This is a genomic window from Kutzneria kofuensis (assembly GCF_014203355.1).
GTDB classification, from domain to species: domain Bacteria; phylum Actinomycetota; class Actinomycetes; order Mycobacteriales; family Pseudonocardiaceae; genus Kutzneria; species Kutzneria kofuensis.
Map to the genome: position 1 here is coordinate 4,494,625 of NZ_JACHIR010000001.1, position 26,134 is coordinate 4,520,758.

At 71.0% G+C, this 26,134-nt stretch carries 15 protein-coding genes; 8 read left to right on the top strand and 7 right to left on the bottom strand.

The genetic code is table 11. The features are described from left to right. The first annotated feature begins 38 nt into the window (after window positions 1-38). From BJ998_RS20830 to BJ998_RS20860, 7 genes are all read left to right on the top strand, one after another. Entirely contained in the window at window positions 39-893 is an 855-nt protein-coding gene (locus tag BJ998_RS20830) for an alpha/beta hydrolase family protein (RefSeq protein ID WP_184864067.1), read from the top strand. Window positions 894-974: 81 nt separating this feature from the next. Further along, window positions 975-2,669: an MGDG synthase family glycosyltransferase gene (locus BJ998_RS20835; RefSeq protein WP_184864069.1), complete on the top strand. Its 1,695-nt coding sequence runs from the start codon at window positions 975-977 to the stop codon at window positions 2,667-2,669. Further along, window positions 2,666-3,376 (top strand): polysaccharide deacetylase family protein, encoded by a 711-nt coding sequence (locus BJ998_RS20840; RefSeq protein ID WP_184864071.1) that lies wholly within the window; start codon window positions 2,666-2,668, stop codon window positions 3,374-3,376. Before BJ998_RS20835 ends, BJ998_RS20840 begins: the two co-directional genes overlap by 4 nt. A 31-nt stretch (window positions 3,377-3,407) precedes the next feature. After that, a complete protein-coding gene (locus BJ998_RS20845) occupies window positions 3,408-4,322 on the top strand; it encodes an ornithine cyclodeaminase family protein (RefSeq protein ID WP_184864073.1) in 915 nt (304 codons plus the stop codon). 163 nt (window positions 4,323-4,485) lie between these two features. Beyond that, window positions 4,486-5,988 carry an LCP family protein gene (locus BJ998_RS20850; RefSeq protein ID WP_184864075.1) on the top strand — a complete coding sequence of 501 codons (1,503 nt, stop codon included), beginning with the start codon at window positions 4,486-4,488 and terminating at the stop codon, window positions 5,986-5,988. A gap of 125 nt (window positions 5,989-6,113) precedes the next feature. Then, window positions 6,114-7,331 (top strand): MFS transporter, encoded by a 1,218-nt coding sequence (locus BJ998_RS20855; RefSeq protein ID WP_184864077.1) that lies wholly within the window; start codon window positions 6,114-6,116, stop codon window positions 7,329-7,331. Window positions 7,332-7,383: 52 nt separating this feature from the next. Beyond that, on the top strand, window positions 7,384-8,349 hold the full coding sequence (locus BJ998_RS20860; RefSeq protein WP_184864078.1) for an alpha/beta hydrolase: 966 nt from the start codon (window positions 7,384-7,386) through the stop codon (window positions 8,347-8,349). Here the strand turns inward: BJ998_RS20860 and BJ998_RS20865 are convergent. Both BJ998_RS20865 and BJ998_RS20870 read right to left on the bottom strand, forming a co-directional pair. Then, the gene (locus tag BJ998_RS20865) at window positions 8,346-10,400 is read right to left on the bottom strand and encodes an EAL domain-containing protein (RefSeq protein WP_184864080.1); all 2,055 of its coding nucleotides are present in this window, start codon (window positions 10,398-10,400) and stop codon (window positions 8,346-8,348) included. The two genes, BJ998_RS20860 and BJ998_RS20865, sit on opposite strands and share 4 nt — an antisense overlap. Window positions 10,401-10,575: 175 nt before the next feature. After that, a complete protein-coding gene (locus BJ998_RS20870) occupies window positions 10,576-11,019 on the bottom strand; it encodes an SRPBCC family protein (protein WP_184864082.1) in 444 nt (147 codons plus the stop codon). Between the two features lie 233 nt (window positions 11,020-11,252). Between BJ998_RS20870 and BJ998_RS20875 the strand changes: the two genes are divergently transcribed. After that, on the top strand, window positions 11,253-13,103 hold the full coding sequence (locus tag BJ998_RS20875; protein WP_184864084.1) for an AfsR/SARP family transcriptional regulator: 1,851 nt from the start codon (window positions 11,253-11,255) through the stop codon (window positions 13,101-13,103). Here the strand turns inward: BJ998_RS20875 and BJ998_RS20880 are convergent. The 5 genes from BJ998_RS20880 to BJ998_RS20900 all read right to left on the bottom strand — a co-directional run bounded on the left by BJ998_RS20880 (window position 12,986) and on the right by BJ998_RS20900 (window position 26,062). Further along, window positions 12,986-14,137: a glycosyltransferase gene (locus BJ998_RS20880; RefSeq protein ID WP_184864086.1), complete on the bottom strand. Its 1,152-nt coding sequence runs from the start codon at window positions 14,135-14,137 to the stop codon at window positions 12,986-12,988. The genes BJ998_RS20875 and BJ998_RS20880 overlap by 118 nt on opposite strands. A 64-nt stretch (window positions 14,138-14,201) precedes the next feature. Beyond that, complete coding sequence (locus BJ998_RS20885) at window positions 14,202-15,041, bottom strand: alpha/beta fold hydrolase (protein WP_184864088.1); 840 nt, start codon at window positions 15,039-15,041, stop codon at window positions 14,202-14,204. A gap of 1 nt (window position 15,042) precedes the next feature. Then, on the bottom strand, window positions 15,043-15,345 hold the full coding sequence (locus tag BJ998_RS20890; protein ID WP_184864090.1) for an acyl carrier protein: 303 nt from the start codon (window positions 15,343-15,345) through the stop codon (window positions 15,043-15,045). Beyond that, window positions 15,342-19,376, bottom strand: coding sequence for a beta-ketoacyl synthase N-terminal-like domain-containing protein (locus tag BJ998_RS20895; protein ID WP_184864092.1), 4,035 nt, complete (start codon window positions 19,374-19,376; stop codon window positions 15,342-15,344). The genes BJ998_RS20890 and BJ998_RS20895 overlap by 4 nt, the downstream gene beginning before the upstream one ends. Window positions 19,377-19,381: 5 nt before the next feature. After that, window positions 19,382-26,062: a type I polyketide synthase gene (locus BJ998_RS20900; protein ID WP_184864094.1), complete on the bottom strand. Its 6,681-nt coding sequence runs from the start codon at window positions 26,060-26,062 to the stop codon at window positions 19,382-19,384. Window positions 26,063-26,134: the final 72 nt, after the last annotated feature.

The window sequence follows — 26,134 nt, forward strand, 5'->3', positions numbered from 1 at the left end:
GTATCTACCGGCACGACGACGCGAGGAGGAGGTGGGCGGTGCGCCACGCAGAACCCGATCCCGGCTCGTTGGCCGACGACCCGGGCGCCGTGCTGTGGCTGGGCTCACCGGAGCAACCCCGCGTGCTGTTGCTGCACGACATCGCGATGACCGGGTCGACCAGCTGGCTCGGCCAGCTCCAGCTCGCCGACGACATGTGCCTGGGCATCGTGGACCGCCCGGGCTACGCCATCACCGACCGGGCCTCCACGGCCGGCTGGACCTCGGACGCCCGGATGCTGCTGGACGTGCTGGACCGCAACGGTCCCGCCCATCTGGTGGCGCACGGCTGCTCGGCGGCGGGCGTGCTGCTGGCGGCGCAGCTGGCGCCGACGCTCGTGTCGTCGATCGTCCTGGTGGAACCGCCCTTGTTCCAACTGGTCGAAGGGAGTTCGCTGACCGAGGATCTTGCCGGCAAGCTCGGCGAGCTGCACGACCGGAGCTGTCTGATGGACGGCGAGGAGTTCCTGCGGGAGTACCAGTTGACGCTGGGCTATCTCGAGCCGCCGCCGCTGGACGTGCCGGAGCGCTGCGCGGAGGCGGCCCGCAAGGAGACGCCGGCCTGCCATGCGCCGCTGGACCTGGCCTCGATCGCCGCGCTGCAGACGATGATGACAGTTGTGGTCGGCGGCCGGGAGGGGCCGGAGCACGATCCCGGTGAGCGCACGGTGTTCGGGGGTGCGCTCTGGCAGACGGCCGAGGTGCTGGTGGAGGCCGCGGACGGCTGGCTGGTGCCGGTCGAGCCGGCCGGTCACGCCGTGCAGCGGTGCACCGGCCTGTTCAACGGCGTGCTCAGGCGGCATCTCGACACGTGGTGGAGCAACATGGACCACAGCCACGCCGCCGCCGGGTAGTCGAGTGCGGCTCGATCGACTTCGCTAGTCTCCTCGGGTCCGGTCAGTCGTGGCCGGGATTCCTTGTGAGGCTGGAGATAGGTGAACCGGGTCGTCATCGTGTCCGCCAGCGTCGGCGCCGGCCATGACGGCGCGGCGCGGGAACTCGCGCGCCGGCTGACCGATCGCGGTCACAGTGTGGACATCCACGACTACCTGGACATGCTGCCGGGTTCGATGGGCAAGGCGCTCGGCGCGGCCTACCTGCGCCAACTGTTGGCCGTGCCGCGCAGCTGGGACGTTCTGCTCCACATGCTGCAGCGCTCCCGCGCGTTCGCCGCACTGGTGTGCCTGCTGTTCAGCGTCACGAGCCGGCGGATGCGGCGGGTGGTCGAATCGGCCGATCTCGTGGTGTCCACGCATCCCTTGCCCAGCCAGACGTTGAGCCGCCTGCGGCGCAAGGGTCGCGTGACCGCGCCGGTGGTCACCTACCTCACCGACATGTCCGTGCACCGCCTCTGGGTGGCGCCCCATGTGGACCTGCACATCGCGCTGCACGAGGTCGCCGCGGAGCAGGCCCGCCGGCTGGGCGCGCGTCGCATCGTCGTGACCGGCCCGGCGGTCGGCCCCGCCTTCCGGCCGGCCGCGAACGCCGCGGAACGCCTGCGGGCGCGGGAGAAGTTCGGGCTGCCGGCCGAGGGCCGCCTCGCGCTCGTCGCGGCGGGCTCCTGGGGGGTCGGTGACATCGCCGACACCGCAAGGGATATCGCCGAGACGGGCGTGGCCACACCGGTCATCCTCTGTGGTCAGAACGAGACGCTGCGCCGCAGCCTCGGCCACGGCATCGCGTTGGGCTGGATCGACGACATGCCGACGCTGATGCGCGCGTGCGACGTCGTCGTGCAGAACGCCGGCGGGCTCAGCTCGTTGGAGGCGCTGGCCACCGGGCTGCCGGTGCTCACGTACCGCTGCCTGGCCGGTCACGGCCGCACCAACGCCGCCGCGCTCGACGAAGCCGGCCTGGTGCCGTGGATCCGTGACGAGGACGGTCTCGCGGCGGCGCTGACCGCCGAGCCGACGGCGGCGCTGTTGTCGTCGACGTGCCCGAGCGTGGCGCTGGACGCCGAGATGTCCCGCGGCGAGCCGGTGCGGGCGCGCCGTCCGCGCCGCCGGGTCGCGCTGGCCGCCGCGTCCACGGTGGCTGTGCTGTGGCTGGCGACGGTCGGCGTCAGCCTCGCGGTCGCCGGTGGCTTCCAGTCGGTCGGGCCGGCCAGCCGGCGCGGCGGCGCGGTGTACGTCCTGGTCGCTGTGGACAGCACGAAGCCGATGTCGCAGCGGACCATCAATAAGCTGGCCGCCGCCAACGGCGCCGCCGCCGTGAGCACGACTGTGCTGCGTGCCCAGCCGGAAACCGTGCGTGCGCTGGCCAAGGCCGGCGTGACCATCGTCAACGCGGCCGACGGCGCGCCGTACGAGACGGGCGTGTTCACCGGCCGCGCCTCCATCGGACAGGTCGCCACCGGCGTCGCGGCGGTCACCGGTCGGTCGCCACGGCTGATGGTCAGCAACGGCGAACTGGACGCCATCGATGTCGGAATCGTTGCCATGCACCGGGAACGCATCATCGTGCCGGCGGCGACGGTGCACTGCGGCGCGGCGATGGGGCGTGGCATGAAGGGCGTGATCCTGGTCGAGTCGACCGGCGACTGCGACCTGGACGCGACGCTGGATGCCCTGGCGGCCATGGCCCACCGGCACTCGGTGCGGGAGGCGTCGATCGAGGAGCTGTCGGCATGATCCGTCCCCTGCTCGCCGGCGCGGCCGCCGTGCTGGCCGCGCACGCGCTGCCCGCGGTCCTGGCGTCCGCCCCGCTACGGCAACGGATCGCGCCCCGGCTGAGCGGCGTCGGCGAGCAGACGAGGGTCGCGCTCACCATCGACGACGGCCCGCATCCCGTTGCCACGCCACGGTTTCTTGACGTGTTGGCCAAGCAGAACGTGCAGGCCACGTTCTTCCTGCTCGGCCAGGAACTGGTGCGGAATCCGCAGCTGGGCAAGGAGATCGTCGCCGCCGGGCACGAGATCGCGGTGCACGGGTGGGAACATCGGATGTTGGTGCTGCGCGGCCCGCTCGGCACCCGCGACGACATCACCCGCGCCCACGACTACATCGCCGAGGTCACGGGCGTGAAGCCCCGGTGGTACCGACCGCCCTACGGCGTGCTGTCCACGGCCGCGGCGCTGACCGCTCGCCGGCTCGGCATGACGCCGGTGCTGTGGACCTCCTGGGGTCGTGACTGGGAGAAACGGGCCAATCCCGACTTCGTCTACGAGACGGTGACGAAGAACCTGCACGGCGGCGGGACTGTCCTGTTGCACGACTCCGACTGCACGTCCGTGCCGGGTTCGTGGGCGGCGACGCTGGGTGCGTTGCCGCGCATCCTCGCCGAGTGCGACCATCGGGGCCTGAAGGTCGGGCCGCTGCGGTCACACCAGGTGAACTGACGACGCCCGGAACCGGGGGGTCACCAACACGGTGCTGACCGTTGACGCGGCAAGGATCGGCGAGCTGCTGTCGTTCGACGTGCTCGTGCCGACCCTGCGTAACGCGTTCGCCCACGGGCAGCGGGCCACCGTCGCGCCGCAGCGGCACCGGCACCGGGTGGACAACGAGCTCGACGCCACCATGCTGATCGGCGCCTCGTGGACCCGGAACTACCTCGGCGTCAAGGTGAGCACCGTCTTCCCCCGCAACGTGCTCGCCGACCTGGAGTCGTACTCCTCGACGTATCTGCTGTCGCACGGCCGAACCGGGCATCCGCTGGCGGTGCTGGACGGCGGCGAGCTCACCCGGCGCGCCACGGCCGGTGTCTCCGCGCTCGCCGCGAGTTACCTGGCGCGGCCGGACACCAGGACGCTGCTGGTGATCGGCGAGGACCGGTACGCGCGTGCCGCCGCGCAGGCGTACCAGGCGGTGTTCGAACTCGACCGGCTGCTGGTTCTCGGTGAGACGCCCGGCTTCGTCTGCGACGGCGTGATGGTGGCGGCCGTCACGGACCTGGAGGCGGCACTGACCGCCGCGGACGCAGTGGTGTGCGCCACAGTGGCCACCTCGAAGCCGGTTCTGCCCGGGGCGTGGGTGAAACCCGGCACTTTCGTGCACCTCGCGGGGAGCTTCACGCCGTACACAAGGGAAGGCGACAACGACCTCATTGCCGACGCGTCGGTGTTCCTCGACACGTCGACCGCGCTGACCGAGTCCGGTGACCTGGCCCAGCCGGCCGCGGCCGGCATCGCGCCGAAGATCCGCGGCACCCTGTTCGACCTGTGCGCCGGCGCCGTCTTGGGCCGACAGGACGAAGGGGAGATCACGCTGCTCAAGTCGGTCGGCACGGCCATCGCCGACCTCGCCACCGCGGCCGTGGTCCACACGTCTGTACCCTCGGGGTGAGAGTCAGTTCACACCGTCCTCGTCGACGGGCAGGGCGCGTCCTGCCCGCATGTAGCCTGGCCCATTGCAACCAGCCTGGTCCGGACGGCGTCTGAACAGCATTCGGGGACCGGAAGAGTTCCGGTGGTGCGGGCGTGGGTTCGACGGGAGGTGGGTTGGTCGCATGGCGGGCACAGGCGCGCGGATAGCCCTCATCGGCGGCAAGAGCGTGGTCGCGGCGGTGTCGCTGCTGGTGTTGGGCACCACGTACTACGGCTGGTCGACGATCTCCAACGCGGAGGCCGGAGTCCAGCACGCCGACGTGATCGACACCAAGACCACCCCGAAGACGCCGGGGCAGGACATGAACATCCTGCTCGTCGGGATGGACAGCCGCACCGACGCACACGGCGACCCGCTGCCCAAGAACCTGCTCGACTCGCTGCACGCCGGCCCCGACGAGGGCGAGATCGAGGCCGACACGCTGATCGTCGTGCACGTGCCGGGCGACGGCACCGCCGCGTCGGCGTTCTCCATCCCCCGTGACTCGTGGGTCACCATCGACGGCGAGAACGGCAAGGACAAGATCAACGCGGCCTTCGGCTACGGCTTCAACGAGGCCAAGGCCGACGCGCAGCGGCGCGGCGAGACCGACCAGAAGAAGCTCACGCTGGCCGCGATGGACGGCGGCCGGTCGAAGACCATCCGGACCGTCGAGCAGCTCACCGGCGTGTCCATCGACCACTACGCCGAGGTCAACCTGTACGGCTTCGCGCAGATCAGCGACGCCGTCGGCGGCGTGCCGGTGTGCCTGCTGAAGGACACCTACGACGACATGACGGGCGCCCGGTTCAAGGCCGGCCAGCAGACCGTGCAGGGCGTGACCGCGCTGCAGTTCGTGCGGCAGCGGCACGGCCTGATCAACGAGCTCGACCGCGAGCACCGGCAGCAGGCGTTCCTCGCCTCGCTCGCCCACCAGATGCTGTCCACCGGTGTGCTCACCAATCCGAGCCGGCTCAACACCATCATCAAGGCGGTGCAGAACGCCGTTGTCGTCGACTCCGGCTGGCAGCTGCTGGAGTTCGCCGGCCAGATGCAGGGCCTGAGCGGCGGCAGCATCACCTTCAACACCATGCCGGTGACCAACGTCGACGGCAAGGTCGGCGGGGCCGACGTCGTGATCGTGACGCCGAGCGACGTGCAGGCGTGGGTGAAGGCCCTGTTCAGCAAGGTCGGCAAGCAGGCGACGACCAGCGCCGCGCCCACCACGACCTCGGCCGCCCCCAACTCCAACGCGGCGATCACCGTCGACGTGAGCAACGCCAGCTCCATGGGCGGGCTGGCCGGCCGGGTGTCGACGTTCCTCGTCGGCCAGGGCTACGGCAAGGGCGATGTCCTGACGGCGAACGCGAAGCGCGCGACCTCGCTGGTCGAGTACGCGTCCGGGGACAAGGCCGCCGCGCAGAAGGTCGCGACCGCGCTCGGCGACCTGCCGATGGCCGTCAGCTCCTCGGTGTCCCCCGGGCACGTGCTGGTGCTGCTGGGCAACGCGTACCACGGTCCCGGATACGGGGCGACGCAAGGCGTTGGCGGCACCCCGCAGCTGAAGCTCGCGCCCACCGCCACCACGACCGCGACGCCGGACCGGCCGCAGATCGACGCCAGCGGCGTCACCTGCATCCCTTAATCGGTGGCGCCGCTCGGGCGGCGGCGGTCACCATGAGCGGCTGTGACCGAGCTTGCGAGGGAACCATTCAGCACTGCGACCTCGGTCGCGGACCTTCGTGTTCCGAGCGTTAGCGAGGAAGGTCCGTGACCGTTCTTGATCTGAGTCCCTGGCGGACCTCGCGCGACTACCGGCTGCTGTGGTCGTCGGGCGCGATCTCGCTGATGGGCAGCCTCGTCACGTACGTGACGGTGCCGTTGCAGATCAAGCAACTCACCGGCTCGTACGTGGCCGTCGGCGCCATGGGCGTGGTCGAGCTGGTGCCGATGATCGTGTTCGGGCTGTACGGCGGCGCGCTGGCGGATGCCGTCGACCGCGGCAGGATCGTGCTGCTGGCGGAGGCCGGGCTCGGCGTGTTGTCGTTGCTGCTGCTGGCCAATTCCCTGCTGCCGCACCCGATGCTGTGGCTGATCTACGTTGTGGTCGCGCTGGCGGCGGCGCTCGACGGGCTGCAACGGCCGTCGCTGGACGCGTTGATGCCACGGGTCGTGCCGCGTGAGCAGTTGACCGCCGCGATCGCGCTGAGTTCCTTGCGCTTCAACGTGGGCGCGATCGTCGGTCCTGCGATCGGCGGCCTGATCGCCGCGACCTTCGGCGTGTCCGTCGCCTACTCGTGCGACCTTGTGTCGTTCCTGATCGCGATTTCCTTGCTGGCGCGGCTGAAGGCGGTGCCACCACCGTCCGATGCGGACAAACCATCGGTGCGCGGCATCCTGGAAGGCCTGCGCTACGCGGGAAGCCGCCCGGAGCTGCTCGGCACGTACCTGGTGGACATCGCGGCCATGCTGCTGGCCATGCCCAACGCCGTTTTCCCTTTCCTGGCCGACGAACTCGGCGCGCCCTGGGCGCTGGGCCTGATGTACGCGGCGACTTCCGTCGGCGCGCTGGCCGTCACCCTGACGAGCGGCTGGACGTCGAAGGTCCACCGGCACGGGCTGATGGTCGCCCTCGCCGCCGGCGCGTGGGGGCTGGCGATGGCGGGCGCCGGATGGTCGGGACCGGTCTGGCTCGTGCTGTTCTTCCTCGTGGCCGCCGGCGCCGCCGACTGCGTCAGCGGACTTTTCCGCAGCACCATCTGGAACCAGACCATCCCCGACAACCTGCGCGGCCGGCTCGCCGGCATCGAGCTGCTCAGCTACACCGCCGGGCCGCAGCTGTCCCAGATTCGCGCCGGCGGCGTGGCCAGCCTGATCGGCGTCCGTGCCTCGATCTGGACCGGCGGTCTGGCCTGCGTCGCCGCCGTGCTGTGTTCGGCCCGGTTGCGGGGGTTCATCCGCTACGACGATCGTCAGCTGATGGGGTGAAGTCGCCGCCGCACCGGTCGAACCGGTGCGGCGGCGACCCTAGACTCCGCCCGTGCTCACAGCTGCGGCTCTGGCGGTCCTCCTGTCCGCGGCAACGCTCACGCCCGCCTCGACCGCGCCGACCTGCCGGGACGTCGCCGTCCCCGTGACGATGCCGTTGGCCGGCACGCAGACCGTCGCCGGCTCCCTGTGCTGGGCCGGGGCCAAGCCGTCGCCCACCGTGCAGATCCTGCTCGCCGGCGCCACGTACAACCGGTCCTACTGGGACTTCCCGTACCGGCCCGACACCTACTCGTACGTGCGGCGTGCCACCGCCGCCGGCTACACCACCCTGGCCCTCGACCGTCCCGGCACCGGCGCCAGCTCCCACCCCGTCGGCGCGTTGCTCACCAACGCCACCGAAGCCAGTGCTGTGCATCAGGTCGTCAATGCCGCACGGCTGGGCAAGCTCGGCTCGGCTTTCACCCGAGTCCTGCTCGCCGGCCACTCCTACGGCTCCGTCGTCGCCTGGTACGAGGCCGCCACCTACGCCGACGTCGACGCCCTGCTCACCACCGGCATGGCCCACGAGGTCCAACCTGCCGCCGCCATCCCGGTTGCCACGTCGCTGATCCCGGCGCCGCCCGACCCGACGTATCTGACGACCCGTCCCGGCAGCCGAAACGTGTTCTGGCACGGTCCGCACGACGACCCCGCCGTCATCGCCGCCGACGAGGCCGCCAAGGACACCGTCACCACGTCCGAGCTGGCAGACACCCTTGTCGCCCAAGGCAATGACACGACGGCGGGCATAACGGTCCCGGTGCTTGTGGCCGAGGGGCAGCAGGATCTCGCCTACGCCGCCGCGCTGCCGCACGAGGCCGGGCACTACCCGAAGTCGCCGTGCGTCGACACGTACCAGCTGCCCGACGCCGGCCACGACCTCAACCTCGCGCCGCACGCCCCCGACTGGTTCGCCAAGGCCCTGAACTGGGCCGATCGCGTGCTGGGAACCGCGGGAGCGCCACCGCGCTGCTAGTCGTAGAACCGGCCGGCGGCGACGTCGCAGCCGAGCTCGCGCCACCAGTCGGCCTGCTCCGCCGAGTCGATCCCGTCCACGGCCACGGTGGCGCCGGACTCGTGCGCCATCTCCACGAGCTGGGCCAGCGACCGCTGCACGATCGAGCCGGGACCCTCAGGCCGGGCCTGCCGCTCGACGAGCCAGCGGGCGATCCGCACCCCGCGGAGTCCCAAGTCCTGGAGGTACGCCAGGTCCTGCGCCCCGACACCGAACTCCTCGACGACCACGCCGACGCCCTCCTCGATCAGGAAGGCGAGGTTGTCGGCGGCGGTGCCGCCGAGGGAGCCGGCCGGCAGGCCGAGTCGCAGCCGTGAAGCCGGCAGCCCGCTCTGGTCCAGCTCCCGAAGCACCCGGGAGCCGAGGTCCTCGTCGTTGGCCAGGCAGGCCGGCAGGCTGATCTCGACCGTCGGCGCGCCGACCAACCCGGTGGCCTGCTCGCACGCGCCGCGCAGCAGCCAGCGGGCCATCGGCAGCATGAGTCCGGTCCGCTCGGCCAGCTCGACGCACTGCCGATGGTCGACCACGCCGTGCCCCGGCCGATCCCACCGCAGCATCGCCCGGACGGCGTGCGTGCGGCCGGTCGCCATCTCGACCTGGCGGCCGAACGCCAGCCGGATCTCGCCGGTCTCCCAGGCGCCGGGCAGCACCGCGGCCATGCCGCAGCGCGCCCGGTCATCGACGTCGAGACGGGCGTCGTGCAGCTCCCACTGGGTGCCCTTGCGCTGGGCTCGGCGCAGCGTCAGCTCGGCGGTCCGGAGCACGTCCTCCATCGACATCTCGGCCGGCAGCCGGTGCACCACGCCGATGGTCGCGGACGCCGCGACACCCTGCCCGTCGGTCAGGTAGATCGGCTCGGCCAGTTCCTCGTTGATCCGGTCGATCATCGTCACGACGTCGCACGAGGCCGGCGAGTTCTCGACCAGCACCGCGAACTCGTCGTTGCCGAGCCGCGCGATCATCGCCCGCTCGCTGAGGAACGCGGCGCGCAGCCGGTCGGCGACACTGCGCAGCACCTGGTCACCGGCCTGTCGCCCGAGCCCGTCGGTGATCACCGAGAATCCGTCCAGGTCGAGCTGGTACAGCGTGGCGCCGGTGTCCCGGTCCACCTGGTTGAGCACCGCCTCCAGCCGGGTGCTCAGGAACTGCCGGTTGGGCAGGCCGGTCAGCACGTCGTGCAGCGACTGGTGCTTGAGCTGGTTGCGCAGCAGCGCCAGCTCGGAGTCGTCGTCGACCACGACGACCAGTTCCCGCCCACCGCGCACCGGCGCGATCGACAGCAGCGGCCGCACGTGCTCCTCGCCGGTCAGCAGAATGGTGCGTCGGTGCCGCACCCGGTCCAGCCGGCCGTCGGCGATCTCGGTGCACACGGTCCGCAGCCGCATCGCCTCTTCGGCGGGCATGAGCTCGAACAGGGTCAGGTCGGACAGCTCGTTCTCGGTGCGGTCCAGGATCGTCCGCAGCGGCTCGTTGCTGCGCAGGAATCGGCCGGCGCGGTTGATGACGCCGATGCCGCTGGCCGAGGCGGCGGCCACCTCGTCGAACCGGGCCAGCGACGCGGTGAGGCTCTGCTGGGTCTCGTTGGCCGCGGCGAACAGCGACTTGGTCAGGTTCTGCTGCTGCTCGAAGATCGACTGCTTGGTCGCGTCCGCGTAGCCGGCGGCCAGCGCGCCGAGCACGGTCACCACGCGCTCCGCCGCCTTGGGGCGGCCGCGCAGCTCGGGCTGGAGCAGCAGCCCGCCGCCGAGCACCTCCACGGTGCAGGTCAGGCTGTCCTCGGCGACGCAGTTGAGGGCGACCAGCTGCCGGCCGACCCGGGCGGCGGCCGCGGTGTCCATCGGCTCCGCCTCGGTGGCCCGGACCAGCTGGTCGAGCATCGTGCCGAAGCGTTCCTCGATCTCGCCGTGGGTGAGCGGCAGATAGTTGGACTGCGACACGAGGTAGGCCCACTTCTTGGTGAGCCTGATCCGCTCGCGCGGGCTGATCGGTTGACGCGGCTGCGGGACGCTCATGCCGACCGGCCCACGCCTGCGCCGCCACCGTGATGGACTACCGACAGCACTCGGGTTCACCTCGCCGTTGCCATGTCCGCGGTGGCGGAAGCGTACCGGCTGTCCGAACCCGTCCATGATCTCTCGACCTTGTTCACTCGAACGAGCGAACAAGGTCGAGGGGGGTCTACTCACCCTAGCTGCGAACGGTTGCAGCCAGCCTGTCCAGCGTCGCTTCGTGGATACGGCGCAGTCCTAGCGGCGCGAACGTGCTCTCGAAGAAGCCGGCCACGCCGCCGGCCCCCTGCCAGGTCGTCTGCACGTGCACGGCGCTGGCGCCCTCGCCCTGCGGCTTGACCGTCCAGGTCGTCACCATGGTCGAGTTCTGGTCCGACTCGACCAGCGTGCCCGGCGCCGGCTCGGTCACCCGCAGCAGGCAGTCCCGGACCCGCTTCTTGGTGGCCTGCAACTTCCAGTGCACCTTGGTGCCCGCGCCCGTGCCACCCTCGAGCACCTCGTACTCGCTGTAGTTCTCGGGCAGGATCCCCGCCCGGGTGCCGGCGTAGTCCGCCAGCGCCGCGTAGACCGCGTCCGAGGGCTTGTCGATGACCCGCTCGGCGGTTGCCTTCACCTCTGCCATGCCCCCGATTCTCGCAGCGTCACTCCGGGTGGGCGCGTTCGCCCGACCGTGAACATCGATCAACGAGATGCGTCACACACATCACGGCCAGTGAGCGGCGCCCATCGATAGCCCCGACCGATGGGAACCGTTCGGGCACAGTGCGTGACTGTCCGTTCACTCATGCTGGACGCGACCGCGACGGCGCGATAGGACTGCGCTCTGGGGTCGACCTCTGGCGGGAGGTGGTGCACATGCGGGTACGGGTGCTCGGCCAGTTCGAGGTCACCCGCGGCGAGGAGCGGATCACCCCGTCGCAGCCGAAACTGCGCCAGCTGTTCGCCCTGCTCGCCCTCAACGCCAACAACGTCGTCCGGGTCGAGCAGCTCATCGAGGAGGTGTGGGGCCCGGAGCCGCCGACCAAGGCGATGGGCACGCTCCAGACGTACATGTCACACCTGCGCCGGCTGCTCGCCTCCCACGACTCCACGGTGTCGGTGCTGCACACCCGGCACGTCGGCTACGCCCTCACGCTGCCGGAACAGGACGTCGACGCCGGTCGGTTCGCCCGCCTCGTCGCACGTGGACGGTCCGAGCTGGACAGTGGCCACATCGAGGCGGCGGCGGAGACCTTCCGCGCGGCGCTGGCGGAGTGGCGCGGCTCCGCGCTCAGCGACGTCGACGCCGGCCCGGTGCTGGCGCACCACATCCGCAGCCTGGAGGAGACCAAGGTCGGCGTCATCGACCAGCGGATGGAGGTCGAGCTCATGCTCGGCCACCACCACGAGGTCATCAACGACCTGAGCACGCTGGTCCGCGACTACCCGGCCCACGAGGGCCTGCACGTCAAGCTGATGATGGCGCTGCACCTGCTGGGTCGCCGCTCCGAGGCGCTGCACGTCTTCCAGCGCATCCGGTCCACGCTGGTCGACGATCTCGGCCTCGAACCGGGGCAGCAGTTGCAGCAGGTCCACCGGGGCCTGCTGGTCGGCAACCCCCAGCTCGACGCCTTGACGCCGACCGGCGCGCTGCGCACCGGCAGCTGGGTGGAGCCGCCCGCGCAGTTGCCGGGCGACCTGCCGGTGTTTGTCGGACGGACGGTCGAGCTGGCCGCCGCGGAGAGCCAGCTGCAGCAACCGGCCCGCTCCGCGCCGGCCGTCGTGTCGGTGGTCGGGCCGCCGGGATCGGGCAAGTCCGCCTTCTGCACGCACCTCGCGCACCGCGTCCGGGCCCGGTTCCCGCACGGCCAGTTGCACGCCGACCTGGCCGAACAGACCCCGGTCGAGGCGCTCACCGGCTTCCTCCGGGCGATCCGAGGCACCGGGGCGCAGCTGCCCGACAGTATTGAGGAGCGCAGCCACCTGCTCCGGGGCTGGACCGCCGAGCGCCGGGTCCTGATCCTGATCGACAACGCGGTGAGCACGGTCGAGCTGACGCCGCTGATGCCCAGCGGCGGCGGGTGCGCGGTGATCGTGGGCTGCCGGACGCGGCTGCCGCTGCGGGGCACGAGCCTGGCCGTCGACCTGCAGCCGCCGGCCGAGGACGAGGCCCTCGAACTGCTCGGATCCGTGATCGGCTGGCGTCGCCTGCGGGCCGAGCTGCCCCAGGCCCGCAAGCTGATCCGGCTGTTCGACGCGTCGCCGATGGCGTTGGTCGCCGCGGCCAACCGGCTGGCCATCCGCCCGCACTGGACCATCGCCGTGCTGCTCGACCGCCTCCGCCATCAGCGCGACTGGCTCGACGAGCTGGTCAACGCCCGGGTCGACCTGCTCAACAGCATCGAGCTGAGCTGCCGGTCGCTCTCCCCGGCGCACCGCGACGCCTTCTTCCGGCTCGCCGCCGCCGCGGACGAGCCGCTGACCACTCGTGGCGCGTCGACGGTGCTCGGCTGCGACCAGCGCACCGCGGAGGCGATCCTCGAGTCGATCGTCGAGCACCAGCTCGCCACCGTCGACCGGGCGCCCGACTCCTTCGCCGGCCAGTTCCACTACCGCTTCAGCCCGCTCGTACGGGTGGCGGCCAGCTCGCTCAGCCAGTTCGCGGCGGCGTCGGTGCCGCCGGCCGAGGCGAACGACCTCTGGATCCGTCGCGCCCCTTCGGCGTAGCCCAGCGCCTCGGTGATGGCGGCCCGCAGCTGCTCGGCGGTGACGCGGCCGAACCGCACCCGCACGCCGGCGCCGGCGTCGACCACCTGCTGGGCGACGATGGGCTGGTCGTCCCGGATCGGGGCGACGACCAGCGGCACCCCGTGGCTCAGCGCCTCGCACACCGTGTTGTGGCCCGCGTGGCAGACGACCACCGCGCACCTCGGCAGCAGCGCCAACTGCGGAACCCGTTGCACGACAAGGACATCGTCACTGCTCAACTGACCCGTGGGATCGACGACGACGCCCTGGTGGTCGGTGAGGCCGGCGAGTGCCTCCGCGGCGGCCTTGAGGAACGGCCCGCCGGCATCGGCGTTGGCCGTGCCCAGTGAGACCAGGACGACCGGGCGGCCGTCCAATGCCGGGAACGGCGTGTCATCCGGCCGGTCCGCGATCGACGGCCCGACGAAGACGACGCCGTCACCGACCGGGCCCACCAACTCCGCCGTGCTGAAGGCCAGCACACCGTACGGCGAAAACCGCAGGTCATAGGGGGCGTGCGGAGAGCCATGCCGGTGCCGCAAGCCGGCGAGGAGGTTGTCGAGCCACGCCGCCACCTTCGGCATCTCCGCCAGCGGCTGTACCAACTCCGCCGAGGTCGTCGCCGAGGTCGCCCACGGTATGCCCCGGCGCTCGGCGACCAGCGCGCCGGCCAACGCCTGTTGGTCGACCACCATCGCATCGGGCGCGAACTCGTCGACGGCGGCGTCCACCAGCGACACCATCCCGTCCGCGAGCGGGACCAGGAATTCCTCCCAGAGGAACTTCAGCGACGCGAAACCCCGCAGCTGCGGCGGCCGCCCGGCCACGGCGAACTCCGGCAGCGGACGATTCGACGGATGGAACGCCGCTCGCGGACCGACGAGCGGGGCCAGCGCGGCGGTCGGCCCGACCCAGCCGACCTCGTGCCCGGCGGCGACCAGCCGCGCCGCCACCCCGACCGTCGGATTGATGTGCCCGACCAGCGGAGGGACGACGAACAAGAACCTGCTCACGCCGCCTCCTTCGTCGGCCGCGCGAGCGCCGCTCCTGTGTTCAATGGCTCGCTCGCAAGCTCGCTCACGCGATCAGCGCCCGCGCCTCGGCCGCCGCGTTGATCCACGGCACGTCGGTGTGGATCCCGCGCACCCACGGGATCAGCAGCTCACGCACCGTGCGATGGGCGTCGACCAGCACCGAGTGGTCCTGCCCCGGAATCACGACCGTGCGGCAGTGCGACAACGCCCGCTCAAGGGCACGCGGATCCTCGCCCTGCAACCCGTCGCCGCCCAGGATGTGCAGCACCGGCGTCGGCAGCGCGCGCAGCTCCTCGGCCGACATCAGCCGACCCTTCGGCAGGTCCGTCACCATCGTCGTCGCGTACAGCTTGGCTGCGGCCTTCCGTGCCAGCTTGGCGTGGTGCGCCCCGTTCTGCGCCTCCAGATCGAGGAACGTCTGCTCGCTGGACAGCTGCTCGGCCATGTAGTCCATGGCCTGCACCATCCGGTCCGACCACGGCTGCGTCGGCGGTTCCGACTCGATCGACACGATGCTCGCCACCTGCCAGGGCCGGGCGAAGGCGTGTCCAAACGCGACGGTGCCGCCGAAGCTGTTGCCCACCAGGTGAACCGGCCCCTGGATCTCCAGTGCGTCGAGCAGCGCGCAGAGATCGGAGACGAAGTGCTGGAACGTGTAGCCGGTGTCCGGGCAGTCGCTGCGGCCGTGGCCGCGCAGGTCGTAGGCGAGCACGTTGATCCCGGCCGCGGCGACCGGCGCGGCCAGCGTCAGGTAGAAGCTGGCCAGGCTGTCGGTGCCGAGGCCGTGAATGAACACCACCGTCGGGGCCGTCGACGGGTCGACGCCCTTGGCCGCCATCCGCTGGTAGTGCGTGTCGATGCCGTTGGCCAGGATCTTGCCCACGTCAGCCTCCCGCGCGGGCCAGCGCCCCGGCGACGAAGTCGACCAGGTCGCCGACCTTGAGCGCGATCACCTCGTCGAGGTCCTTGTCGGCCAGGAACTCGGCCAGGTTGACCGGCTCGCCCCAGCGCTCGGAGATCAGCGCGGTCAGCGTGACCAGGTCGATGCTCTCCAGTTCCAGGTCCTCGTTGAACGAGGTCCGTTCGGTGATCTCCACGTCGTCGACACCCAGCTCGGCGAGCACCTTCCGCAGCATGCCGGCGATCTCGGTGAACACGACGTCGCGCGACGCCTCGGTGGTGGTCATGCTTCCTCCTGATCGGCGGGACCGGCGGTCCACGCGACGACGTACTGCCGGGCCGGCAGGTCGGCTGGATTGCTGACGGCGACACGATGTCGGCCGTCATCGGCGGGCACACCCGGATCCTCGATGGCGATGCTCACCGGTTCGCGGCCGAAGCGGGCGATCGACACCCCGAGTTCGTCCTTGTGGGCCAGGGAAACGGTGACCTCCGGCAGCAGGAAGCCGTTGTGCCCGGACACCATCACCTGGCCGTTGTTGTCGCTGACGAGGATCTCGGCCGGGAAGATGGGCCCGGAACCGTTTTCCCACAACAGGGTCCGCACCGCGTCCTTGACGGCGATCCGGCCGAGCAGCCAGTGCCGGCGGTTGCGCGGCGGCAGCTGGTCGTAGCAGGCCCGCTCACGGCCGCTGAGGTACTTGCTCAGGTACAGCTCCCGCGAGGCCAGGTCGGGCCAGCGCTCGGCGACCGCTACCCAGCCGCCGGGTTGCCGCTGCGACAACGCATTCCGCTCCGGGAACCGCCACGCCTCGTCCAGATCCATGTGGCTGTCGAACCTGCGGTCCCGCCAATCGGTGATCTCCGCCCACACCGCGCCGTTCACGGTCAGCTGGGCGTCGACCTGATAGAGCCGGTCGCTGACGTCGACAACCTTGATCAGGCAGTCGACCGGCGTGCCGGCCGCCGGGTGCGGGCCGAAGAACTCGATGCGCCCCATCTGGATCGGGAAGGCGATGCGTTTTGTCGTCTGCGTGACCCAGATCCAGTACCCCAGCAGCTGGCCGACGTTGTCGAGCAGGCCGCCGGGCACGTCCGGGGTGGTGATCACGCCGCCGACGTGGTCGGCCCCGACGCTGGTCAGCGCCGTGATTCCCTGCAGCGCCGGGCCGTGGAACATCACGCGCCGCTCGTAGAACTCGCGGGCGGTCATGTCCGGGGTGGTCCGCTCGGCCACCGACCAGCTCCGGTGCGGCCTGGGGGCCCATTCCGGCGCTAGTTCGACAACGGCCTGTGAGTGGTCACCGATCGCGACGCGCACCCGGTCGGGGCTGATCGGCTCGACGGTGATGGTGACGTCCGTGGCCGGCGCTCCGATGAGCCACCGCAACAACTTCACGTCGTGCACCCTGACGGCGCGGAGTCCCGGCGCGGCCTCCTCGGCGGCGTCCGTCATCATCTGGATCAGGGTGGTGCCGGGGACGACGGGACGCCGGTCGGCCAGGTCGGGCCAGCCTTCGCGTTGTGGCGCAAAGCAATGGTCCAGCAGGAACGGCATCGAGTCGGTCGAGATGGTGACGCGCTTGGTCAGCGGGCGGATCCTCGGCGCCCGGCGGGTGGCGATCACCTGTGCGGCCGACTCGGCGGTCTCCCGTAACAGCGCCTCCAACTCGGCCGCGATCGGGAAGTCGGCCGTCAGCGAGTCCAAACGGGACGGACCGGTGCTGATCGTCGTGTCCACCGAGACCAACGGCGATCCCAGCTGCAGCGTCACCGGCTGCCGGGTCGGCTCCAGCAACGAGAAGTCCGGCGACGCGCCCTCGACCCACAGCGCGGCGGCGACCAGGCGCAGTTGGTCCACGCCACCGCGATGGGACGAATTCGCCGCCACGGTCAGATGATCGACGCCCTTCAGCGTGTCGTCGATCAACGACCCCAGTTGGCCGGCGCCGACCTGGATGAACACCTTGATGCCGGCGGCGTGCATCGCCTGCACCGTCGCACGGAACCTCACCGGTTCGATCAGGTGCCGGACGTAGAGGTCCCGCACCCCGTCCGGGTCGGTCGGGTACGGCGATGCCGTTGTCGCCGACCAGATCGGCAACGTCGCCGTGCCCATCTCCAGACGATCGGCCAGGTCGACGAACGGCTGGAGGAAGGGCTTGAGCATCGGCGTGTGGAAGCCGGACCGGAACGGCAGCACCTGGCTGATCACGGCCCGCCGGCGGAACTCGGCGACCAACTCGGCGATCTCCGCCGGCGGACCGCACACGATGGTCTGGTTCGGCGAGTTGTCGTGGGACAGAACGATGTTCGGCCGGTCGGCGATCGCCTCCACGACCCGGTCGACGCCGCAGCCCAGGGTGGCGAACTCGACGCCGGGAACCTCGACACTGGTGGGGTCGAACGTGGCCAGGGAATCCTCCACCGCCCGATCGGAGAACATGCCGCTGACCGACATCGCCGTCCACTCGCCGATGCTGTGCCCGGCCAGGGCCGTCGGCGTGATGCCGATCCGGCGCAGCGCGGTGTCCAGCAGCCGACCGACGCCGAGGACGCTCATGCCGTGCCGGCCGAGGTCACCGTTGCCGATTGTTCGCCGCAGCAGCCCGAAATGGTCGGCGACATCGTCGACTCGGGGATCGAAGTCCGTCTCCAGCCCGGGAAACACGAAGGCGATGCCGGCGTCGCCCCGCAGCAGCGGTTCGGCGCTGAACCAGACGTTGCTACGGCCGCGCCACGGCACGCCCTTCGCGACGACCTTCTCCGCCAACGCGATCCGCTTCGCCGTCGGCTCCACAATGGCCAGTCGCAGCTGGCCGGCCTCGTGGTTCTCGCCTTGGCGCAGCCGGCGCAGCAGCTCATCGGGCGTGTCCGCCGCGATGCGCAGGACCTTGGCCGGTTCGTTGACGACGATCGCCGTCGGCGCCGGCTTCGGCGAGGGCGCCTGCTCCAACACCACGTGCGCATTGATGCCGCCGAACCCGAAGGCGTTGACGCCGGCCCGACGCACGTCGTCGACCCACACCTCGGGCTTGTCGATGGGCCGGAACCTGGTGGCGTTCAAGGCGGGGTTCGGGTCGTCGCAGTGCAACGTCGGCAGCAGAACGCCGTGGTGCACGGCCAACGCCGCCTTGATCAGGCCGGCGATGCCGGCGGCCGGCATGGTGTGGCCGATCATCGACTTGACCGAGCCGATCACCGCCGGCTTGGCCTGCGGGCCGCCGAACACGGTCGCCAGGGTGGAGAGCTCCGCCGAGTCGCCGGCCGGGGTCGCCGTGCCGTGCGCTTCGAGAAGGCCGATGGAGCCCGCCGCCGACGGATCCAATCCGGCCGCGTCCCAAGCCTTTCGCACCGCGAGCACCTGGCCGCCGGGATCCGGGTTGAACAGGCTGGCGCTGCGCCCGTCGCTGGCGACGCCGGTGCCCCGGACCACGGCGTAGATCCGGTCGCCGTCTCGTTCGGCGTCGGCGAGCCGCTTGAGCACCACCACTCCGGTGCCCTCGCCGATCAGGATGCCGTCCGCATCGCGGTGGAACGGCCGGATCCGCTGGCTCGTCGACAGCGCCCTGAGCTGCGTGAACACGCTCCAGAACGTGATGTCGTGGCAGTGGTGCACGCCGCCGGCCAGCACCGCGTCGCAGCGCCCGCTGCTCAACTCGTGCACCGCGTGATCGACGGCAATCAGCGAAGACGCACACGCCGCGTCCACCGTGTACGCCGGACCACGAAGATCGAGCCGGTTCGCCACCCGTGACGCGGCCAGATTCGGCACCAGTCCGATCGCCGACTCCGGCTGCTCCGGGCCGAGTTGCTCGGTGAACGCCGCCCGCACCCGTTCCAGCTCGGCGGCACCGATGCCCGGAACCAACTCGCCGAGCGTGCGCACCAGTTGCACTGCCGTCCGGACACGTTGGTCGAGCCTCACGACACCAGGCGTCAGATAGCCGCCCCGGCCGAGAATCACGCCGATCCGATCGCGTGCGGGCAACCGATCGTCCCCGCCGGCATCGGCAATCGCCGACGCGGCGACCCGCATCGCAATCAGCTGGTCCGGCTCGGCGCCGGCCACCGAGTTCGGCATGATCCCGAACCGGGTCGGATCGACGTCCGCGAACTCGTCGACGAAGCCGCCGCGCCGGCAGTACAGCCGGTCCGCCCGCGCCGAGCCTGCCGGGTCGTAGTAGGCGGGATCCCAGCGGTGCCCGGGCACGTCGGTGATCGCGTCCACGCCGTTGACCAGGTTCCGCCAGTACGTCCGGAGATCCGGTGCGCCCGGCAGCAGGACGGACATGCCGACGATCGCGACATCGGACATCCGCGTCACCAACCGGACGCCGTGTAGACCACGGCGCGGGTGTTGTGGTCGCCGAACGCGAGTTCCCGCAGCAGGGCCATCGTGCCCTCCTCGGGGTCGATCAGCTCGATGCCGCGTCGGCCGTACTCCTGCTGCAGGTCGGGCGTCACCATGCCGCCGTGCCGCGGATCCGGCACCCACGGTCCCCAGTGGACGGTCAGCGCCCGGTTGCCCGTCCGCGCGGCCCAGAGCGCTCCCAGGGTCTGCAACGCGTCGTTGGCCGCCGAGTAGTCGATCTGACCGCGGTTGCCCAGCGCCGCCGCGATGCTGCCGAACAGCGTCACGAACCGCGGCGGGGCGGGCAGTTCCTCGATCGCCGACAGCAGGGCCCGAGCGCCGTCGACCTTCGTGTCGAAGACCCGTCGGAACGAGTCCGCGTCCTTGTCCGCGATCAGCTTGTCCTCGATCACGCCGGCCGCGTAGCAGACCCCGTCGATCCGACCGTGATCCGTGTAGATCTCCTTGACGATCCGGTGCAGCACCTCTTGATCACGGACATCCGCCGAGTGATAGCCCACCGTGCTGCCCAGCGCCCGCAGCTCGTCCAGCGTCGCCCGCACCTCGCGGGCCGCGAGGATCTTGGCCGACATGCGCTCGATCTCCGCCGGCGACCGGTGCCCCCGCGCGATCAGCGCCGCCCGGAGCGCCGCCTTGTCCTTCGCCCCGACCGTCGCCGGATCCTCCGGCTCCGCCGGCAGCTGCGTGCGCCCGATCAGCTCGATCCGGCACCCACTGGTCGCCGCCAGCTTGGTGGCGAACTGCGCCGTGATGCCCCGGGCACCGCCGACCAGCAGCACCACCGAATCCCGGTCGAGACCGATCGCCTGTGCCTCGGCCGTGCCGTCGCCGGCCGGCCCGGCGCCGGTCGTACCCAGCGAGCCGAGCTCCACCGGCACCATGTCGATCGTCCTGCGGCTTCCCTCGCCTCGGACGACCACCGGGTGCCGGTCGTCGGCCAACAGCTCGGTGAGCAGGCCGTCAATCACTGCCGCGGCATCCACCTCGATCAGCTTCGCCACGGTCTCCGGGTACTCGCGGGAGATGGTCCGGAAGAAGCCTCGCAGGCCCACGACGCGGTCATCGGCCTGCTCCGCCACTGGCGACACCGCCACCACCCATTGCGGACCCCGTGCCAGCGCCGCCTTGAACTCGGTGAAGGCACCCGGCAGGACCGGATCATCGCTGGGCGACAGCGCGCCGAGGTAAAGCAGGTTGTCGGCGTTGTCGGTCACGGACGCCTCGTGCTCGCCAAGAGCGGCGGTGACCTCGTTGACGAGTTCCGGCTGCCCGCCGATGATGCGGAACTCCTTGCCGGACAAGATGGTTGGCTCAAGCTGCCGCGCCGCGCCGACTTCGGTGGGGATCATCTCGAAGCGACGGGGTGCTCGGCCACCGCCACCCACAACCGCCGCGCCGCCGACCGTGACCGCTCCGGCCGCGCTTGCGACTGCCGCCGCCGTGATCGACGCGTCGCCCGCATCGACGCCGACCAGCGTGCCGCTGAACCCGGACGATGCGCCGTCGGCCTCAGCCGCGATCGGCTCGGCGGTGGCCACGGATTCTCCGCCACCGAACAGGTCCGCTATCTGCTGCGCGGTCCTGGCCTTCGTCAGCTCCTCCACGTCCGAGGTGGCCGCCGCCCCGAGCCTGGTGACCAGGGTGCCGGCGATCTCGGTGCGCTTGATCGAGTCGATCGAGAGGTCGGCTTCGAGGTCGAGGGTGGGGTCGATCATGTCGGTGGGGTAGCCGGTCTGCTGGCTGATGACGTCCAGAACCGTGGTCAGCACGTCGGCGGTGGCCACCGGCTCGGGCTCCGCGATCGGCGTCGGGGCGGCGACCGCCTGCGGGATCTCCACGACCGGCGGGGCCACGTGCTCGACGATGCGGGCGGGGGCGTTGGCGGTGCCGCCGAAGTAGGCCAGCAGAACGTCCCGTTGCGCGGCGACCATCTCCCGGCTGGTGCGGAGGTACTCGCTGATCAGCGCGTCCTGACCGGCGCTCGGCTGGAACATCGACAACTCCACTCGTCGGGCGGGCGTGAGCCCGCCGGCCAGGTACTGCCCGTCGGCGGTGCGGACCAGCTGACCGTCGATCGTCCAACCGGGACGCTTCGGCGGGGTGGCAGTGCTGACGTCCAAGGCGTCGCGACCGTGGAACAACCAGCTGGTGCGGACGTTCGCACCGGAGACGGCGAGCTGGGCGGCGGCGGTGAGGAAACCGTGCACGCCGCCGTCGGTGGTGACGCGGACGTGCGGACGGTCGCCGAGGATGGCCTCCACCAGGCGGGTCAGCACCTTGCCGGGGCCGACCTCGACGAACACCCGGGCGCCGGCCTCGTACATCGACTCGATCTCGTCGACGAACCGCACGGGCGAACCGATCTGCGCCGCCAACTCCTCCCGAACGTCACCGTTGTAAGCGGTGGCGGTTCGGTTCGACCACACGGGGAGTTCCGGTTCACGGATGTCCTGTGTGGACAGATACTCGCCGAAGGTCTTGCCGGCGCCGGCCACCAGCGGGCTGTGGAAGGCGCAGGCGACCGGGATCTGCCTGCCGGAGACGCCCGTCGCCCGCAGCGTCTCGACGGCCCGGCGGACCTGCTCGGTCGGCCCGGAGATCACGGCCTGCTTGGGGGTGTTGTGGTTGGCCAGCACCAACTCGTCGGTGAGGACCGACGCGATGTCCTCGGCGGAGGCGGTGATCGCGGCCATGGCACCGGGATCCTCACCGGCGGCGGCGAGGATGCTGTCGGCGCGCGCCCGGCTGAGGGACAAGAGCGTCGCGGGACCGAAGGATCCGGCGGCGCTCAGCGCGACCAGCTCGCCGTAGCTGTGGCCGGCCAGCAGATCCGGCTTGACGCCGAGACGAGTCAGCAGCTGGTTGACGGCCAGCCCGGCGATGCCGAGTGTCGGCTGCGCCGCCCGGGTGTCGGTGATCCCGGCCTTGTGCTGCCGCTCGGTGTCCTGGTCGAACGCGGCCGGCGGGAACAGCGCGTCCGCCCAGTCCCGGCCGAGGTGCAGCAGGTGCTGGATCTCCGGGAACGCGACGAACAGCTCGGCGAGCATGCCGGGCCGCTGGCTGCCTTGCCCGGGGAACAGGAATGCGACCTTGCCGCCGATATCCCGCTGCGCGACAAAAACACCACGCTTGGGGTCGTGCTGACCCGAAGCGCCGGCACGGAGAAGCTGCGGCAGCTCGTCCAGGCTCCGTGCCACGACCGCGATCTGCGTCGGCTCGCTGCGTTGTTCGGCCCGGCGTGACGCCGTCCTGGCCAGATCCCGCAGTCGCCACGTGCGGCCATGCGCCTCGTTCTTGGCGACGAGTTCGAGCAGCCACTCCACGGAACGCGCCGCCGACGCGTGGTCCGCGCCGCGGAAGGTGAACAGCTCGGCGGCCCACTGATCGTTGCTGTGCCGAGGAGTCGGTGCCTTGTCGTACGCGGCGAGCACGATGTGGAAGTTGGTGCCGCCGAACCCGAACGCGCTGACCGCCGCGATCCGCTCGGTGGCCGGTGCCGCCCACGGAGCCGCCTCCGCGTGCAACGCGAACGGGTTGCCCTCGACGTCCCACGCCGAGTTCGGCTGCGTGACGTGGAGCGTCGGCGGCTTGATCCCGTTGTGCAGGGCCAAGGTCGTCTTGATCAGGCCGGCCAGTCCGGCCGCGCACTTGGTGTGCCCGATCTGCGACTTCACCGACCCGATCGCGCAGCTCCTCGGCCGCGCCCCGTGCTCGGTGAACACCTTCGCCAGGGTGCCGAGCTCGGTCCGGTCGCCGACCACCGTGCCCGTGCCGTGCGCCTCGACCAGGCCGACCTCCGCCGGTGAGATCCCGGCGTTGCGGTACGCCCGCTCCACCGCACTGCGCTGGCCCTCCGGCCTCGGTGCCGTCAGGCCGAGCGACTTGCCGTCGCTGGCGCTGCCGATGCCCTTGATCACCGCGTAGATCTTGTCGCCGTCCCGCTCCGCGTCCGCCAGCCGCTTGAGCACGACGCAGGCGACGCCCTCGCCGAGGGTCGTGCCGTCGGCGCTGCTGTCGAACGTCTTGCAGCGGCCGGACGGCGACAGCGCGCCGACCGAGCTGAACATCAGGTAGTCGTTGATGCCGTTGTGCAGGTCGGCCGCGCCGCACAGCACCATGTCGCTGGTCCCGGTGACGAGTTCCTTGCACGCCACGTCCACCGCGGCCATCGAGGACGCACAAGCGGCGTCGACGGTGTAGTTCGCGCCGCCGAGATCCAGGCGGTTGGCGATCCGGCCGGCGATGACGTTGGCCAGCACGCCGGGGAACGTGTCCTCGGTGAGGCGAGGCAGCTGACGCTCCAGCTCCTCCGGCAGCGTGCCGAGGTAGGACGGCAGCACCGTGCGGAGGGTGGTCGCGCTGGCCATGTCGCTGCCCGACTCCGCGCCGAACACCACGCTGGTCCTGGCCCGATCGAAGGGGCGGTCGCCGTAGCCGGCATGCACCAGCGACCGGTACGCGGCCTCCAGGGCCAACAACTGCACCGGCTCGATGCTGGCCAGCGACGCCGGCGGGATGCCGTAGCGCAGTGGGTCGAACGGAATCTCCGGCAGGAAGCCGCCCCACTTCGACGGTGTCCGGTCCGCCGCCCCGGCCGCCGAGTAGTAGACGTCCGTGTCCCACCGTTCCGGCGGAACCTCCGTGACGGCATCCACGCCCGCGAGCACGTTCGCCCAGAACGTCGGCAGGTCCGGCGCCTGCGGGAACATGCAGGCCATGCCGATGATCGCCACGTCCAGTGGCTCGGGCTCCGGCTCCTCGGCGACGTCGCCGCCGATGCCAAGCGCTTGCGCCCGGGCGGCGTGGTAGCGCACCGCGCCGGAGCTCACGCTCTCGTGCAACGCCGCCACCGTGGTCACGGCGTCGCGCAGGACGGCAACCTGCCCGGCCATGAACATGCCCTCGGCCAGCTGTCGGTCCTCGTCGACGTCGAGCAACTCGGAGCCGTTGCGCTCCACGCCCTTGCTGGCGATCCGCAGCCGGCCGATGTTGAGCTGCTCCAGCTCCTCCCAGACCTCGCGGTCCGGCACCCCACGGCCGCGCAGGTCGTCCCGCCGGGCCAGGAACTCCTCGGCGAACGGGCTCGTCACGCACCGGGTCGAGTGACCGGGCGCCGTCTCCAGCAGCGCCGTCGCCTCGGCGTCGATCACCTGCCGCTGGAACAGCGGCCGCACCGCCCCGTCGCGGACGGCTTCCTCGGTGAACAGGTACGCGGTTCCCATCAGCACGCCGACGGTGCCGCGATACGTCCGCAACGGGGCTGCGAGGGCGGAAACCATGGCCGCCGACCGCTCGTCGTGGATGCCGCCGGCGAAGAGCACGTCCACCTCGGCGTCCGGGTTCGCGCCGAGGAAGTCGAGCAGCACGCCGAGCTGCGCCTCCCACAGCGGGAAACTCGACCGCGGGCCGACGTGACCGCCGCACTCGGAGCCTTCGAAGATGAATCGCCGCGCCCCGGCGTCGAGGAACTGCTTGAGCAGGCCCGGCGACGGCACGTGCAGGAAGGTGGTGATGCCGAGCCGCTCCAGCGCGGCGGCCTGCGCCGGCCGGCCACCGGCGATGATCGCGTACCGCGGCCGCAGCTCCTCGATGACTTCCAGTTGCCCGGCCCGGATTTCCTCGGCCGCGAACCCCAGAATGCCCGCGCCCCAAGGACGGTCGCCGAGCAGGTCCATTGTCTCCCGGAGCAAAGCTCGGGTCTGTTCCTTGGTCGCGAGCGCCAACGCGACGAACGGCAAACCTCCGTTCTCCGCAACGGACGCCGCGAAACCCGCGCGGTCACTCACCCGAGTCATCGGTCCCTGCGCGATCAGGCTCGGCGCCGCCGGCTCCTGCTCCAGCGCCGCGACGACGCTGTCCTTGACCGCCCGCACGACCCGGTCGACGCTGCCGTACTCGTCGGCGAACCGAGCGGCGAGGAAGCCGTCCTGTCCCACGAGAATCCGGGCCTGACCAGCGCCGCGGCGGACGAGCAGCCGGGCACCGTCCACGATGGTCGTCTCGGAACCATCCATCGGGCGGATTGCGACGGCGATCTCGTCGTCCAAATCGGACTCCGGGAGCAGGGCCAATTGTGAGTCAAGGACAACGCCCGCGGCGCCGCCGACCACGGCCGCCGCCGCGGTGCGCACGCCGACGCCGCCCCACACCCACACCGGCAGGTCGACGACGTCGACAAGCTGCTGTAGCAGGACAAACGAGCTCAGCTCGCCCACCGGACCGCCGGCTTCGTTCCCCCGCGCGACGATCCCGTGTGCGCCCTGCTCGACCGCACGCAGCGCCTCGGCCTTGCTCGACACCTCGACCAGAACCCGGTGCTGCGAGGCCAGTTCCGGAACAGACCACTTCGCGTCGTGTCCGAGCAGGACGGTGTGCACCTGACCGCGGGGGAGATCGCCGGGTTGCAGCGCGCACGCGCCGGTCACGCGCACGCCGAACGGGCCGCCGGCCCAGCTCAGCAGCAGGTCGAGTGCCTCCCGGCTGTGCCGGTCGCCGACGCCGAGATCGAGGATGCCGACACCGCCCGCGCGACAGACCGCGGAAACCAATCGCGCGTCGGGAACGGTGAAGGGGCTGACTCCGAGCACGAGATTCTCAGTGAATCCGGAGCCGGAGGTGTGCGCAGCCATCGAGCCTCCGCGGGGATACGAGACCTAGGGGTGCGCACATCGGTGTAGCCACACCCTAATGGGTGGATCCGA